Here is a 15753-nt window from a genome sequence, read left to right on the forward strand (position 1 = left end):
TTAATTCTCCTTCAGTACATATTTTTCAATAGCCCAGGCGACGGCTTCCTCATCGTTGGTCATAGGCGTTACCACATTAGCCACAGCCTTAACTTCTGGCACAGCATTTTGCATGGCTACACCAAGACCTGCCCATTCAATCATGGAAAGGTCATTAGCTTCATCTCCACAAGCCATGACCTGACTTCGGTCAATTCCTAAATGCTCAATTAACTTAGCTAGTCCTGTCGCCTTATGAACATTCTTTGGTGACCATTCTAGCAAGAGTTCACGTGATTTAAAAATTTCATATTGGTCGTATAATTCTGGTGAAATCTTTTGAATAGCTTCATCCAAAGGCTCCTGAGGAAAGGCAGTCACACATTTATTGTATGTTACCTGACTAGACAAGTCTTCAAAAGCAGTTGGAACAAAAGTTAGAGCCGGGTTAAACTGAGCATATAAACTTTCTTGGTCAGACTGAATCTGGTAAACTGTTCCTTCTGAAATTGCATCTAAGGGGATTCCTAATTTTTCAGTTTCTTCATAAATACGTGTCACATCATCAATTGAAAAGACTGTCTTATCAAGAATCTCACCTGTATTTTTCTGAACCAATCCACCGTTGAATGTGATAGTATATTCGTCATCATGGCCGTCTGTTCCAAGCTCTTTAAGGAAGAAATCCATAGCCTTGAGAGGACGTCCAGTTGTTAGGACTACTTTGACACCCTGTTCACGCGCAGCCTTTAAAGTTGCCTTGGTACGATCAGTTAATTTCTTGTCTGTCGTCAGCAAGGTTCCATCCAAGTCTAGGGCAATTAATTTAATATCTGCCATTATAATCCCTCCATATAGGCGATAACTGATTGGTCCTTATGGTGACCGATAACTGTTTCGGCAAGTTCCAAAATCTCTGGGCGAGCATTTTCAGGTGCGACTGGGTGCCCTACAACTTGCATCATGTGAAGGTCATTGAGATTGTCACCGAAGGCCATCACTTGATCCATATCCAGATTTAACTTCTTAGCCAATTCGACAATCGCAACTCCCTTGTCCACATAATCAAGAACAATATCAATGGATTCAAAACCTGTCGTCATTGCCTTAACACCAGGAACATGTTCATTGACCCAAGCTTCGCCAGCTTCTACTGTCTCTTCTGTAAAGTTCGTCGTGAATTTGAAAATCTCATCTGTGATATCTTCAAGTTTGGCTACTTTTTGAATATTCTCATTGTAATGATGACTAAACATGAGATAGATTTCATCTACAGTATCTAAAACATAACAAGCTTTCTTACCTGTCAAGAGCATCTTCTTTTCATCAAAATAAGGTGAAGTCTTTAGCTTTTCAAATGTTGATAGGTAAAAATCTCTAGGCATGGTTGCTTCATAGAGGTCTTGTCCATGAAAACGAACGAGACTCCCATTTTCGGCAATAAAAATAATCTCATCTTTGACATCCGCAAAATGCTTTTCAAGCGACAAAAGACCACGGCCAGAAGCTACAGCAAAGTAAATCCCTTTTTCTTTATAAGAATGGAGAAGCTTTTTTAAACGCTCCATATCAAATTGGCCAGCTTCATCCAAAAAAGTCCCGTCCATATCTGTTGCGACTAGTTTAATCATAAATACTTCTATTCTCCAGTTGTAAATCTATCTTCTATTATACCATAGAAAAAGTAAAAAAAGATGTGCTGAATTGACACGTCCTTGTATTCTATAAATCAATTCCTGGAGCAATTTTGAAGGCCAGAGTGATTTGATTACCTTCTTTTATATCCAACCTCTCAACACTTTTCTTCCAAAGTTCTTGATTAAAGTCTATTCTGAGAGTTAATCAGCTATTGCGTAAAAATTATCAATCTTTGGTTGAGATATATTTGTCACAATCATAAATAGTATATAGTTCTTGACATATAGTCTTGCATATGAAAAAATACTTGTTGGAGGTTGATAATATGACTGAAAAAATCAAAAACTGGGTTAATATTTGCGTTTTGAAAAATCAAGAAATTTTATTACTTAATAGACAGCACGATAATTTTCCTGGCTGGATTCCACCGGGGGGAAAAGTTGAATTTCCTGAAAGTTTTTTTGAAGCTGCATTACGGGAACTTAAAGAAGAGACTGGACTCACTGCATTAAATCTTGAATTAAAAGGAATTTCAGGCTTTACTAATTCAATCGGAAATGAGAGATTTGTCTTCTATGACTTTTTGTGTACTCAGTTTACTGGTGAACTAAGCACATCTGATGAAGGTGAGCCAAAATGGTGGAATCTAAAAGAAATCGATAAAATACCAATGCAAGATGAAATCAGAAAAAGGCTACCCCTTTATTTAAGAAAAGGAAGCTTTGAAAGTATTAACTATTGGGATGATAATAAGAAATGCATTAGTGAAAACAAAACAATTTTATTTGACTAATATTCTCTACAGTATAATCAAATACAAAATTCTCAATCCATTAGTAATTTTTGTATAATTCAGTACTCAATACAATCTGTCTTTAATAACATATAGTTTAGAGTTTTACAAAATAATGGTATCTAATAATAATCATCTACTCTGACAATTTTTTCTTGTATCTATTGATAGCTAAAAAGCCTTGGAAACAGCTTATTCCAAGGCTTTCTCTATATTTAGAGCCGGTCGTTATTATAAATATAAGCCCCTCTCCACACTTTCCTGAATCAAATCTTCCGTCAGTTTCCATAATTCTTCTGATTCACTTTTTATGAACTTTTTCTTATCTAATACCATGTCTGCACTGATATTATCAGGGTTATAATTTAATTCTGACACTTCTAAGTGATTTATCAGTGGTAGCAATGCATCGATCACTCTTGCATATCTTGCTTCAGCACTCTGCCCTTTTTCAAATTCCAACCACAAATTTTTCATATTCAAATATTTCTCTTCTGGAAGGAGGCTCATTGTTTTTTCTATAGATTCTAACTCTCTATCATGAGAATGAACCTTTTTTTCATCATCAAAAACCCAAGTATCTCCGGCATAAATCTCACCTAAATCATGAATCAATAACATAGAAATAACTTTTTCCATTTTCAACTTTTCAGGATAATAATCTTGAAGAACTATAGCAGCTATAGCACCTTGCCAAGAATGCTCGGCACTATTTTCAAATCTTCCATCAAGAGTTCTATTAAATCTTGTTACTGACTTTAACTTCTCTATTTCTTTAATAAAATCGACTGAATTCTTTAAATTACTCATTGTAGCTCCTATCTTATTTAAAATTTTAGATATAATACCAAAAAATATTAATTTCATCAAATATTTCCCGTATTTGCAAAAATAAAACAGCGCCTAATCCATACGAGATTAGACGCTTGATTAAACTTGTAATTTATAAAATATTTCTCAATCGAGTGATTGAGCTTTCCTACCATCAATCAATTCCAAGTCTTTTTATCCATATTTGGCAAAGAGAGCTTAAACTTGATAATACAGAGTCGAATCACAAAACCGACAATTGAGAGAATGATAAAAGCAGTGATTCTTGGAAAGTGAAGGACAAAGGCCAACCAGTAATAAATAACGCCAATTACAAAAGATAGAAGGGCATAGATGTCCTCTTTTAGAACACTTGGGACTTCATTAATCAAGAGATCTCGGATGATACCTCCGCCAGCACCTGTTAAACAGGCCAAAATCCCTGCAGACATCAAGTTCAATTTACTATCAGCTAAAGCTGTAGCCCCGATTAGAGAGAAGATAATCAATCCAATCGAATCAAAGATGAGATAGGTTTCTCTCAGCCACTTATAGAATTTTTTTTCTTGACTAGCATTGGCTTGTTTTGATGTCACAAAGGCATACATAATAACAGCTACAAGGATAGAGACATAAATCGGTCCAGGATCTGCAAGAGCGGAGGGAAAACGACTGATAATAGAATCTCTTAAAATACCCCCGCCTACTGCCGTTACAATTGCCAATAAACTAATTCCAAAAATATCTAAACGTTTACCAAATCCTTTGATGGCTCCTGACGCCGCAAAGGCTATAGTCCCAATATAATTACAAATCATTAGGAATAGGTCAAAATCCATATAAGCTCCTCAATTTATTTTTGTAACCTTTCCGACTTCTTGAAGGTCTTTCTACATGCTTTAGCTTGAAATTTTGTAACAAGAACCAACTAAGCATCCATATTCTCTAAATCTTTTAGTTTAACAGATACAATCTTAGAAACACCAGATTCTTGCATAGTTACTCCATAAATAGAATCTGCGGCTGCCATGGTTCCCTTACGGTGGGTAACAACGATAAACTGGCTATCCTTGTCAAATCGGTTAAGATAATCTCCAAAGCGTTTAACGTTAGCCTCATCGAGTGCAGCCTCTACTTCATCCAAAATAACAAATGGAATGGTCTTGACACGAATGATTGAGAAAAGCAGAGCCAAAGCTGACAAGGCCTTCTCTCCACCACTCATAAGGTTGAGAGATTGGATTTTCTTACCAGGCGGTTGAACAGAGATTTCAACACCCGCTGTCAATAAATCTCCCTCGGTCAGGATTAGGTCCGCTTGACCACCACCAAACATCTGCTTAAAGGTCACTTTGAAGGATTCACGAATAGCTTCAAAGGTTGATTTAAATCGTTCCTTCACTTCATCGTTCATCTCTGTAATGGTTTCAAGAAGAAGATTTTTGGCAGAAAGAATGTCATCACGCTGACTATTTAAGAATTCCAAGCGTTCGTGAACTACGTCAAACTGTTCAATGGCATCCAAATTGACTGGACCAAGTGAACGGATAGATTTTTCTAAATCCTTGACCTCTTGTTCAGCGACAGCCAAATCTTCTAACGGATTGGCTTGTTCTAAAGCTTCCGTATAACTAATCTGGTATTCTTCAGTCAGTTGACCTTGAAGATAGCGAAGGCGGTCCATAATCTTCTCTTTGGTTGCTTCTGCACGTGTTTGCTTACGAATCCATTCTTCATTTTGCTGACGAGCTTGTTCTAAATGACTAGCAATATCATCCAATTGGCCTTCAATATCATCCAGCTCAAACTGCTTACGAATGAGTCCTTGTTGAATTTCTTCCTTCTGACTCTTAGCTTCTGCTTCCTGCTTGGTCAAAAGTTCCGTATCAACCTTTTCAAGATTGTCTACCTTTTCTTGGAGAAGGCGTTCGATTTCATCTTGCTCCATATCAAGGTGTTCAAGCTCTTTGTTGATACGCTCAATATCCGCAACTTCATAACGCTTTTGCCCTAACATTTCAGTCTTGCGAAGCCGCTCTTGAGAAAGTTTTTCCTGCAAGTTTTGGTAACGTTCCTGGATAGCATTTTTATTGGACTTGATTTCTTCAATCTCAGACTCCAGCTTTTGCTTTTCAGTTGAAATAACTGCAAGACGTTCTTGGCATTTTTCTTTTTCAGTTTGCCAATCTCCACCTCTTAGATTGTTTAATTCTTTTTCCTGAAGTTCTAACAGTGTTTCGAGTTCTTCGACTTGTTGGCAAGTTTGTTGATAAGCCAGATATAAGCCTTGCTCCTCTATTCGAGCTTGCTCTCCCTGGGATTTAATAGTTTCCAAAGTTTGACTAAGTTCATTCAAGGCTACTTGAACTGACTTGAGATTTTCTTCCTCTTGACGAAGAAGCTTTTCTTCTTGAGCAATCTCTTTTTGCAACTGTTCTAATTCAGGCTTGATGAAAATGCTGTTATTTTGACGATTGGCACCACCAGCATAAGAACCACCTGTACGCAATTCTGTACCATCTAGGGTTACCATACGAACTTGATAACGTACCTTACGAGCAGCATCACGCGCATGCTCAACCGTATCAAAGATTGCTGTTGTAGCTAGCAAGTTTTTAAAAATAGCTTCATGCTTTGCATCAAAAGTAACCAATTCATCTGCCATTCCAAGAAAACCTGGACTTGAGGCAATCACATCTTGGTTCTGACCAGAAATGCTACGAGCCTTGATGGTTGTCAAAGGCAGGAAGGTAGCACGACCAGCTCGGTTTCGCTTAAGGAAATCAATAGCTTTAGTCGCAGCCTGTTCATCTTCAACGATGATATGTTGACTACTTGCACCGAGGGCAATTTCAAGAGCTGTTTGATAACGAACATCAAAAGTTAAATGTTCACTGACCGCTCCGACAATACCGCCCAGGCGATTTTTTTCTTGTAGAACACTCTTAACACCCGCATAGAAATTACTATGATTTTTAAGAATGTTTTCCAGACTTTGCGCCTTGGCCTGCTTGTTTTTCAAACTATCTAGGCGGTCAAAAAGTTGATTTTGCTGACTTTGATAAGCCTGCTTTTGTTCTTCTTCCTGTTTAGCATTCGTCTGATAGTCAGCAAGCAAGGTCTGTACTTTTTCTTTTGCTGATTTAAGAGCAGTTTCTTGTTCACTTGCCTTAGATTTGGCAGAAGCTAATTGTTCCTTCAAGGACTCCAATTGTTCTTCTTGCTTTTGAGTCTGTTGGCGACTATTTTCAAGATCATTTTCAATCCGTGTCAATTGGTTAGAGACATCCGCTTCTTCCTGCAAGAAAGCAACAAAGCGCTCACGCAATTGCTCAATCATCTGATCTGGATCATCAGAAAATGCTTCTAACTCAGCTTCTAAACGAATGAGCTCCTTAGTATTGACTGCTAGATTTTCTTCTAACTGACTGAGATTTGCTTCTTTTTCTTCCTTCTCTTGAATAAGAACATTTCTCTTTTCATCCAAACTAGCTAAACGAGCTTGAGCCTCTTGTTGATTGAGAGCAACCTGCTCTGTCTCCAGTTTAGACAAGGCCAATTTCCGTTCTAAATCACTGATTAGAGCAGTCAAATCCATCAAACTAGTTTGATCTTTAGCCATCTCTGCTTGTAAATCTTGTCTCTGCTTCTTGAGAGATTGATTTTCAAGTTCTAGTGACTCGCGTTTTTGATAATAACTAGTCAACAGTTCTTGAACTTGGTTTAATTCTTCTTCTGTTAGATTCAATTCAGCCTTATTGGCTTGAATTTGTGCAACTAAAACATCTAAGTAGATGCCTTTACGCTGACTGTCCAAGTCTATAAATTTACGAGCTGTTGCTGCTTGCTTTTCTAAGGGCTTGATTTGATTGTCTAACTCATAGATGATATCTTCCAAGCGGTCTAAATTGTCTTGAGTTTGTTGCAGTTTACTTTCCGTCTCTTTACGACGAGTTTTATATTTTAAAACTCCCGCCGCTTCTTCAAAGATAGCCCGACGTTCCTCAGGTTTGGAGTTAAAGATTTCTTCGACCTTCCCTTGGGAAATAATGGAGAAGGAATCACGTCCAAGTCCGGTATCTAAGAAAAGATCATGAATATCACGAAGACGGACTTTTTTACCATCAATCTTGTATTCACTATCCCCAGTACGATAGATATGACGCTCCACCTTGATTTCCTGGCCTGCATCCTTGATGAAACCGTCCTGATTATCTAGAGTAACAACTACAGAAGCATAGTTTAATGGTTTTCTACTTTCTGTCCCTGCAAAGATAACATCAGGCATCTTCCCACCACGAAGACTTTTGACACTGGATTCCCCAAGAGCCCAGCGTAAACTTTCTGTGATGTTAGATTTTCCAGAGCCATTGGGTCCTACAACCGCTGTTACTCCTTGGTCAAAAACAACCTTGGTCTTATCAGCAAAGGACTTAAACCCCTGAATCTCAATTTCTTTTAAATACATGAATCCAGTCCTTCCTCAACTGCATTTTTAGCGGCTTCCTGTTCGGCCAATTTTTTAGATCGTCCTTGACCCCTACCTAAACTTTGACCCTCGACAAGGACTTCAACCTCAAACATCTTATCGTGGGCTGGTCCGATCTCTGAAATCACCTGATAACGAATATCAACATCACCATTGACTTGGAGTAATTCTTGGAGGTGAGTCTTGTAGTCTTTAATCATCTCAAAATCACCAGCCTCAACCTTCGGTATCATGACCTGGTAGATAAACACTTTTACCGTAAGTAGATCCTTATCTAAAAGCAGGGCACCCAAAAAGGCTTCGAAAGCATCTCCCAAGATGGTATCTCGATTACGGCCTCCAGATTTTTCCTCTCCCTTTCCTAGCTTGATAAACTGATCAAACTGGCAGTCACGGGCAAAACCAGCTAAACTCTCCTCGCGTACAATCATGGCACGGAGTTTAGACAGGTCACCTTCTGGTTTTTTAGGATATTTTTTGTACAGATATTCTGAAATCAATAATTGCAGAACAGCGTCTCCTAAAAATTCCAAGCGTTCATTGTGTGAAATTTTTAAGAGGCGGTGCTCATTGGCGTAACTAGTGTGAGTAAAAGCTGTTTCAAGTAATTGTTTATCTGAAAAAACAAGCCCAAAACGTTGCTCTAACACGGTTTCTAATTCTCTCATAAGAACCTCTTTCTAAAACATTATAATACACTCCATTATACCAAAAAAAGGTTTCATAGTCAGAAAATAACCGTTAAAAGTCCTTTTTCTGACTTGTGTTTAAAATCAATCCATTACTAGCAGTTCAGGCTATTTTTTGGTATAATAAATCTTATGGAAATTGAAAAAACCAATCGAATGAATGCTCTGTTTGAATTTTATGCAGCCCTTTTAACTGATAAGCAGATGAACTATATCGAGCTCTACTATGCAGACGACTATAGTTTAGCTGAAATTGCAGAAGAGTTCGGTGTCAGTCGCCAGGCTGTTTATGATAATATCAAACGTACAGAAAAGATTCTGGAAGATTATGAAATGAAGCTTCATATGTATTCTGACTACATTGTTCGCAGTCAGATTTTTGATCAGATTATTGAGCGTTATCCAGAAGATGCTTTTCTCCAAGAGCAAGTTGAGATTTTAACAAGTATTGACAATAGAGAATAAGAGGAATAAATATGGCATTTGAAAATTTAACAGAACGTTTGCAGAACGTCTTTAAAAACCTACGTAAAAAAGGAAAAATTACAGAGAGCGATATCCAAGAAGCAACCAAGGAAATTCGTCTGGCTCTTTTAGAAGCCGACGTTGCCTTACCAGTTGTGAAGGATTTTATCAAAAAAATTCGTGAACGAGCTGTCGGGCATGAAGTCATTGATACCCTCAATCCAGCCCAACAAATCATTAAGATTGTCAATGAAGAATTGACGGAGGTTCTTGGTTCAGACACAGCTGAGATTATCAAGTCCCCAAAAATCCCAACTATTATCATGATGGTTGGTTTGCAGGGTGCTGGTAAAACAACCTTCGCTGGAAAACTCGCTAACAAACTCAAAAAGGAAGAGGATGCTCGTCCCCTGATGATTGCGGCCGACATCTATCGTCCTGCTGCTATCGACCAATTGAAAACACTGGGACAACAAATCGATGTTCCTGTCTTTGCTCTTGGAACTGAAGTTCCTGCAGTGGAGATTGTTCGCCAAGGTTTGGAGCAAGCTAAAGCCAACCATAACGACTATGTCTTGATTGATACAGCCGGTCGTTTACAAATCGACGAACTTCTCATGAATGAACTCCGTGATGTCAAAGCTCTAGCTCAACCAAATGAAATTCTTCTTGTCATCGATGCCATGATTGGTCAGGAAGCTGCAAACGTTGCGCGAGAATTTAACGCTCAATTAGAAGTTACCGGTGTCATCCTTACCAAGATTGACGGGGATACTCGTGGTGGTGCGGCCCTTTCTGTCCGTCATATCACAGGAAAACCAATCAAGTTCACTGGTACTGGTGAAAAGATTACCGACATTGAAACCTTCCACCCTGACCGTATGGCCAGCCGTATTCTCGGTATGGGAGATATGCTGACTCTGATTGAGAAAGCTTCCCAAGAATACGATGAGCAAAAAGCCCTTGAAATGGCTGAAAAGATGCGGGAAAACACTTTTGATTTCAACGATTTCATCGATCAGTTGGATCAGGTGCAAAATATGGGACCGATGGAAGATTTGCTCAAGATGATTCCTGGTATGGCTAACAATCCTGCCCTTCAAAATATGAAGGTGGATGAAAAACAAATTGCTCGCAAACGTGCCATCGTCTCATCTATGACTCCTGAAGAACGTGAAAATCCAGATTTGCTCACTCCAAGCCGTCGTCGTCGTATTGCAGCTGGTTCTGGTAATACCTTTATCGATGTCAACAAGTTCATCAAAGACTTTAACCAAGCTAAACAACTCATGCAAGGTGTTATGTCTGGTGATATGAACAAGATGATGAAGCAAATGGGTATTAACCCTAACAACCTTCCTAAAAACATGCCTGGTGGCATGGATATGTCAGCCCTTGAAGGTATGATGGGACAAGGTGGCATGCCGGATATGTCTGCTCTCGGAGGAGCTGGAATGCCCGATATGAGCCAGATGTTTGGTGGAGGTCTCAAGGGTAAAATCGGTGAATTTGCTATGAAGCAATCCATGAAACGCATGGCCAACAAGATGAAAAAAGCTAAGAAAAAACGCAAATAAAAAGGACTCAATTGAGTCCTTTTTTTCTAATTATCTATAAAAGAAACTTTCTGGTGAAATAACTGCTGACTGACTAATTGTCGAAGCTTCGATTAAACGCTCCTTTGTCGCATCAGATTCACCGTTATTTGAGTAGGCAGGATTGCCAGCAGGAATCAATACATATGAGAGAGGCCCATAAGGATTAGATTCTTCTAAGTTCAATGTCAAAAGAGGTAACTCTGGATTTTTACGAAAGGCAGTTACTTGGAATGTTCCTTGTTTACCCTTATGGTGTTTTATTTCTTTACTTGTAATTGTAACAGTTTCTCCGCTACTATTAGTCCAATTCCCTTCAATGCTAGATACATCTCCAGCAAAAACAGAAGAAATATCAGCTTTTAATGTTGATTGTACTTCTTTTGTAACATCATCTTTATCTTTACTAGTATTTTGTTTAAAGTCGTTCCAAGTCACTTGTTTAAAATCAACTTTCTCAGATGAAATACCTAAAACTTCTGCTGGTTCATTCCCTTGAAACTGTTTAAAATCTTTCTTCACAATTTCTTCTAATTTGCCATCTTTTAATTGATAAGAGGTTGCTTCCCAGTTTGGATCAGTACCTTGACCAGCTAAATACTGTAACGTTCCGTCTTTGTAAATCGTTAGACTACTTCGCATTGACCCACCACCAGTACCCGCTCCTTTAACAAAAACTGGTTTCCCATCTTTCAATGTGTATATAGCTAGGATAAACTCTGAATCACCAATTAGAAGTTCCTGGGTTTTATCATTGTTAATGTCATAAAAAGCATATTTTTTCGTCTGCCCATTTTCTTTTATTTGAGCTACGTAATTCATTACCATAGCCTCTTGAGTTTCTGTTCCCTCTACTGCTGATTTGAGCGCGTCATTACCATTAGTAGTCAACTTCTCAAATTTTTCAATAATCGACGCGTATTGTTCCTCTGGTTTTAACTCAATTTCAGTAGTTGATGTAGTGCTTATTTCGCTTGTTTGAGATGTTAATTCTGTTTTTTCTGCTTTTCCTGAACATGCAGTCAATAAAAGTACAGAACCAAATAAAATCAAGAAACCTACCTTATTTGTCATAAAAACTCCTTTAAAAATTATTTCACCAAATATCTATTTACAATCCCAAAAATCTTCTTACTCTCTATAGTAAGAAGGTTTTAATAAATTAATAATAATGATTATGTCTTCTTAAACTCTTAAATTTTTTAGATAAGAAGTTGCTTCAGCAGTATTTAGACGAATATCTTCTAATTGTCCGATATGTAAGGTTTGCAAATAATTATTATATCGAAGTAATTCAATCATCCTCTTACTATTAATATACTGTTGTTTCTGTAATTGTAGCATCTCTGCTTGATAGGCTAACTGAGTCGCTTTGTATTGAGTATCATCATATAAATTGACCAATTCTTTTATATTATCAGCCTTAAAATTTTCAAGAGAAACAATAAAAAAATCCACAGCATCTATAAAATAATAATTTTTTGGATACCAATCTTTACCAAATACGAATAAAGCCTTTGCTGCTTCTGTTCGCTCGAGTTCACACTGAGCTTTTATTCTAGTAATTTCTTTGTTTTTCTCGATTTGACGATTATATTCCTCAATATTCTTTTCATTATTCTTTATACGCATACGATTTTCTTCATCAATTAAATTATTAGTAAACTCAATCCATTTTGGGTAAAATTTATTACCGAGATACAAAGAAACAGTCAACATTATTACTAATAAAATACCATATACGATTGTACCCAAGATGTCAAGACTTAACAATGACTTAACAACTATTTCAATAATATTAGCAGGTGTTGTTATAACTATGAAAACTGATACTAGGATACCTAGATTAGCCCATACATTTTTAGGTTGTCTCATCTTTCTTTGAATCATCGCAACTAGAAAAGCACTCGCTAATAAATAATTAAAAAGTTCGCCAATGTTACCCGCACCCCAAAGAGCTAAAAACAAAAATTTTATAATATTTCCAACTGTTCCCATTAAAACAGCGTAAAATAACCACTTTAAAAATCTTTCTGAAATTGGTTTTGATCCATCACCAAATGAATCAACTAATTCTTCTTGGGTAAGAATAACCTTTCTTCTAGAATTTTCAAGATCATTCAACTCGATTTCTTTTTCATAAATAAATGTAAGTCCTTGACGTACCATGTAAAGATTATTCAATAATTGCGTTCTATTATCCATTTTATATTCTGTTAAATTTTTCTATATTATTAAGAAAAATAAAGCAACAAGTGCTTTATTTTTCCCACCACCACTTATATCTCATCCTACTTGGCTTAGTAGCTACTTTAGATACTCTACCAGTTTCTTGAAAAATGTATTCCGTCAAAACTCCTATAGCTACAAAGAGTATCATTATAAATTTCAATAGGTATGATAAAAGTACTTTTACATCTTTCATATTTCACCCTTTACGCTTTCTAATTTCACCAAGTAAATAAATACCTGACAGTATTACAGCCCCAACTAACCCAAATAAGCTTTCTTGTTCACCTGTCTCCGGCAGTGTTTTTGCTCGTTCTACTCGTGAATAAATTGGCTTACTTGATACTTGTTGCTGACTTGTGTAGGCTTGACCATTAACAGTAACATTGCCTTTGTCATCAATAGCGAGTATCTTACTATCGTCAAGTCCTTTGTTCAAACTGTTAATGTCAAATTCTGGAAGCTCTTCGGCCGTTGGTGATCCATTAGGAATAGCAACAATTGTTCCGTCAGGCAATGTTGCAATGACATTATCTTTTGCTTTTTCTTCCAAATCTTGAAGTTTGTCAAATTTACTTTGAATTTCATCAAGTTTAGTTTGTTCAGCTTTAAGTGTTGTTGTAATCGCTTCAACAAGATTTTTTGCGCTTTTAGCTTTAGCTTCAGCATTTTTAAGTGCATCTTGTTTTTCAGCTAATGTTGTTTGAGCTTTAGCCAAATTGATTGGTGCTTCAACATAAGCTTTTAATTCTTCAGCAAGAGCTTTAGCTTCTTCTACTAAGCGGTCTTTTTCTTCAACCAATTTAGCTTTTTGAGCTTTAAGAGCTTCAAGTTTTGATTCTTGAGTTTTAAGTTCAGTTTTTGCATCAGCAAGAGCTTGAACTTTTTGTTCTTGAACACGTTTAGCTGATTCAAGAGCTGATTTAGCATTATCAAGAGCTTGTTTCTTAGAAGCAAGGTCAGCTGAGAAGTTATCAACTGCTTTTTGAGCATCAGCTTGACGTTTTTGTGCACTTTCAAGAGCAAGTTTTGCAAGACGCAAGTTGTTTTCAGCAACTTGTGTTTGAATTGGCGTAGCAGTAGCGTCAGATAATGTTTTTTCAGCTGAGGTCTTAAGTTCTAATGCACTTGCGTAATCAGCAGATGCTTGTTTAAGAGCGTCATTTGCTTTTTCTGAAGCAGTTTGAGCTGTAGCTTTTTCAGCTTTTAATTTAATAATGTCAGTTTTAGGTGTTAATGATTTAAGATAATCCAAATACTGACGATTTGTTACCATGTAATCAGCAGAGTCACTTGTGTCAACTCCGATACCAGCTGATGATAAAGTGTGCATCATTAGAGCATTTTTATCTGTAATAGTGAATGCAATTGCTGTATAAGGATATTGTGTTGTATTATGACGTGCGTGCCCCCACCCAGCATGTGCATCATTACTTGTTGAGTTCACTATTTCACGAATGACAGCTGATTTTAATTCAGCCATTGTACGATGGTAACGGTCTTTTCGTTTTTCAAAATTAGTTAAGTCTGATGATGTCGTTTCATCTAGACTGGTTCCAGTTCCAAAAATATTTTCGCTTAAAATATTGTATTTGTTAAGAATACTGTTATCGTGTCCATCAATGAAACCTTTAGCCATATATGCTTTTGCAACATTATATGCATTTTCTATAACTCCTTTAGACAGCTGACTTGGAGTAAACTTACTATTATCATAAGCTGCTTTTTGTTCACGTAGGTCATTTAAAGTACGAATTGCTAGTTCATTGATATCTTTTAAATCTTCAAATGACATATTTCGAACATCGACCCATTTTTTGGTGTCTGTAAATGTGTAAGGTTTACTGTACATTTCTTCAATGTTAATTCGATTGTTTCCAAAATAATTTTGTGCTTCAATCATTAAGTTCTTTGAACGTTTAACATTGGATTCAAAAACAGTTTTATCATGACTTGATGGAACATATGTTTTTGGAATAAAAGTTAAATCAATACCTGTATTTTCTTCAGGAAATAAATTTAACGAGAAAATAGAGGTTTTGTTTTCACCAACTAAAGCGTTAGATGTTTGTTCTGTTTTTTTCACAGCATCAGTTGCTTTTGCTAAAACAATATCTGTATTTTTTACCGCATCCTGTGCGTTTGTTAGAATGACTTTCTTAGTTTCAACACTGTCTGATTTTACTTTGACATCATTTTGAGCATTTGTGATAGCTTCTTGACGTTTTTCATCAGCTTTCTTAGCGTTAGTTAAAGCGTCATTTGCAAGAGCGACATTCTTTTCAGCACCCTTAGTTTCAGCTTTAGCTTCATCAAGTTTATCTTCAGCTTGAGCAAGTCCAGTTCCTGAAATTGCATCTTTAGCAGATTGAACTTGAGTTTCTTTAGCAGAAACATCAGCATTAGCATTTTTAAGTGCTTGTTCAGCGTTAGATACTTCTGATTTAGAGCTGTTAACAGCTTCAGTTTGAGTTGCAATTTTTGCATCAGTAGTAGCTGTTTCTGTAGCATTAGCTTCTTGGTCAGCAAGATTAGCTTTCTGGTCCGCTTTATTAGCTTTGATGTTTTGAGGCGTAGCCTTAGAAGCAACTTCTTCAGCGTGTTTAACATTAGCTTGAGCATCATTCACGTCTGATTGAGCGCTAGACACTTGTTTGTTAGCGTCATCAGCTTTAGCTTGAGCTTCAGTAAGTTGTTCTTTAGTTTGTTTTACAACTTTCTTTTGAGCATCAAGAATTGGTTTGACGTCTGATGATTTTTCAATAGTTGGCTTTTCAACAAGAGCTGGTTCATTTACACTTGTTGTCGTATCTACATCAGTGTTAGCTTCTTGAGCTAATGCAGGAATAGCAGCTGATGCAAGTCCAATAACTGCTGTAGTTGTCAGAATTTGCAATTTCTTCATCAATTTCTCCTTTAATCACTTATTGAGTGATTTTTTATAGTTTCATTATATTATTTTATCATTTGTCAGTGTAATATTCAACACTTAATATCATTTTAAGTGTAATTTATGCTACTTATTATTTATAATTTTTATCTTTACAATATAAAGTGAAGGTAAAA

General features: G+C 36.8%; 12 protein-coding genes. 3 read left to right on the top strand and 9 right to left on the bottom strand.

Going from position 1 to position 15753, the window contains the following annotated elements:
* Both KBU52_RS03195 and KBU52_RS03200 read right to left on the bottom strand, forming a co-directional pair.
* Positions 1-819 (bottom strand): Cof-type HAD-IIB family hydrolase, encoded by an 819-nt coding sequence (locus KBU52_RS03195; RefSeq protein ID WP_254724292.1) that lies wholly within the window; start codon positions 817-819, stop codon positions 1-3.
* The gene (locus tag KBU52_RS03200) at positions 819-1610 is read right to left on the bottom strand and encodes a Cof-type HAD-IIB family hydrolase (protein ID WP_250307076.1); all 792 of its coding nucleotides are present in this window, start codon (positions 1608-1610) and stop codon (positions 819-821) included. Before KBU52_RS03200 ends, KBU52_RS03195 begins: the two co-directional genes overlap by 1 nt.
* A gap of 332 nt (positions 1611-1942) precedes the next feature.
* Between KBU52_RS03200 and KBU52_RS03205 the strand changes: the two genes are divergently transcribed.
* On the top strand, positions 1943-2410 hold the full coding sequence (locus tag KBU52_RS03205; protein WP_003004973.1) for an 8-oxo-dGTP diphosphatase: 468 nt from the start codon (positions 1943-1945) through the stop codon (positions 2408-2410).
* A 231-nt stretch (positions 2411-2641) separates the two neighbouring features.
* Here the strand turns inward: KBU52_RS03205 and KBU52_RS03210 are convergent, their stop codons facing one another.
* The 4 genes from KBU52_RS03210 to rnc all read right to left on the bottom strand — a co-directional run bounded on the left by KBU52_RS03210 (position 2642) and on the right by rnc (position 8377).
* Complete coding sequence (locus tag KBU52_RS03210) at positions 2642-3220, bottom strand: HD family hydrolase (protein ID WP_254724607.1); 579 nt, start codon at positions 3218-3220, stop codon at positions 2642-2644.
* A 179-nt stretch (positions 3221-3399) separates the two neighbouring features.
* Positions 3400-4059 (bottom strand): trimeric intracellular cation channel family protein, encoded by a 660-nt coding sequence (locus KBU52_RS03215; RefSeq protein WP_254724293.1) that lies wholly within the window; start codon positions 4057-4059, stop codon positions 3400-3402.
* 89 nt (positions 4060-4148) lie between these two features.
* The gene (gene smc, locus KBU52_RS03220) at positions 4149-7688 is read right to left on the bottom strand and encodes a chromosome segregation protein SMC (protein WP_254724294.1); all 3540 of its coding nucleotides are present in this window, start codon (positions 7686-7688) and stop codon (positions 4149-4151) included.
* Positions 7679-8377: a ribonuclease III gene (gene rnc / locus KBU52_RS03225; RefSeq protein WP_254724295.1), complete on the bottom strand. Its 699-nt coding sequence runs from the start codon at positions 8375-8377 to the stop codon at positions 7679-7681. The genes smc and rnc overlap by 10 nt, the downstream gene beginning before the upstream one ends.
* A 153-nt stretch (positions 8378-8530) precedes the next feature.
* Between rnc and KBU52_RS03230 the strand changes: the two genes are divergently transcribed.
* Entirely contained in the window at positions 8531-8863 is a 333-nt protein-coding gene (locus KBU52_RS03230) for a putative DNA-binding protein (RefSeq protein ID WP_004252600.1), read from the top strand.
* A gap of 11 nt (positions 8864-8874) precedes the next feature.
* Positions 8875-10440: a signal recognition particle protein gene (gene ffh / locus KBU52_RS03235; protein ID WP_254724296.1), complete on the top strand. Its 1566-nt coding sequence runs from the start codon at positions 8875-8877 to the stop codon at positions 10438-10440.
* Between the two features lie 30 nt (positions 10441-10470).
* Here the strand turns inward: ffh and KBU52_RS03240 are convergent, their stop codons facing one another.
* The 3 genes from KBU52_RS03240 to KBU52_RS03250 form a co-directional block, all read right to left on the bottom strand.
* Complete coding sequence (locus KBU52_RS03240) at positions 10471-11532, bottom strand: DUF6287 domain-containing protein (protein ID WP_254724297.1); 1062 nt, start codon at positions 11530-11532, stop codon at positions 10471-10473.
* Positions 11533-11643: 111 nt separating this feature from the next.
* Positions 11644-12627: a hypothetical protein gene (locus KBU52_RS03245; protein ID WP_254724298.1), complete on the bottom strand. Its 984-nt coding sequence runs from the start codon at positions 12625-12627 to the stop codon at positions 11644-11646.
* A gap of 259 nt (positions 12628-12886) precedes the next feature.
* Complete coding sequence (locus KBU52_RS03250; protein WP_254724299.1) at positions 12887-15592, bottom strand: SEC10/PgrA surface exclusion domain-containing protein; 2706 nt, start codon at positions 15590-15592, stop codon at positions 12887-12889.
* Positions 15593-15753 lie beyond the last annotated feature (161 nt).

The organism is Streptococcus sp. 9.1(2021), from assembly GCF_030466425.1.
Taxonomy (GTDB): Bacteria; Bacillota; Bacilli; order Lactobacillales; family Streptococcaceae; genus Streptococcus; species Streptococcus wuxiensis.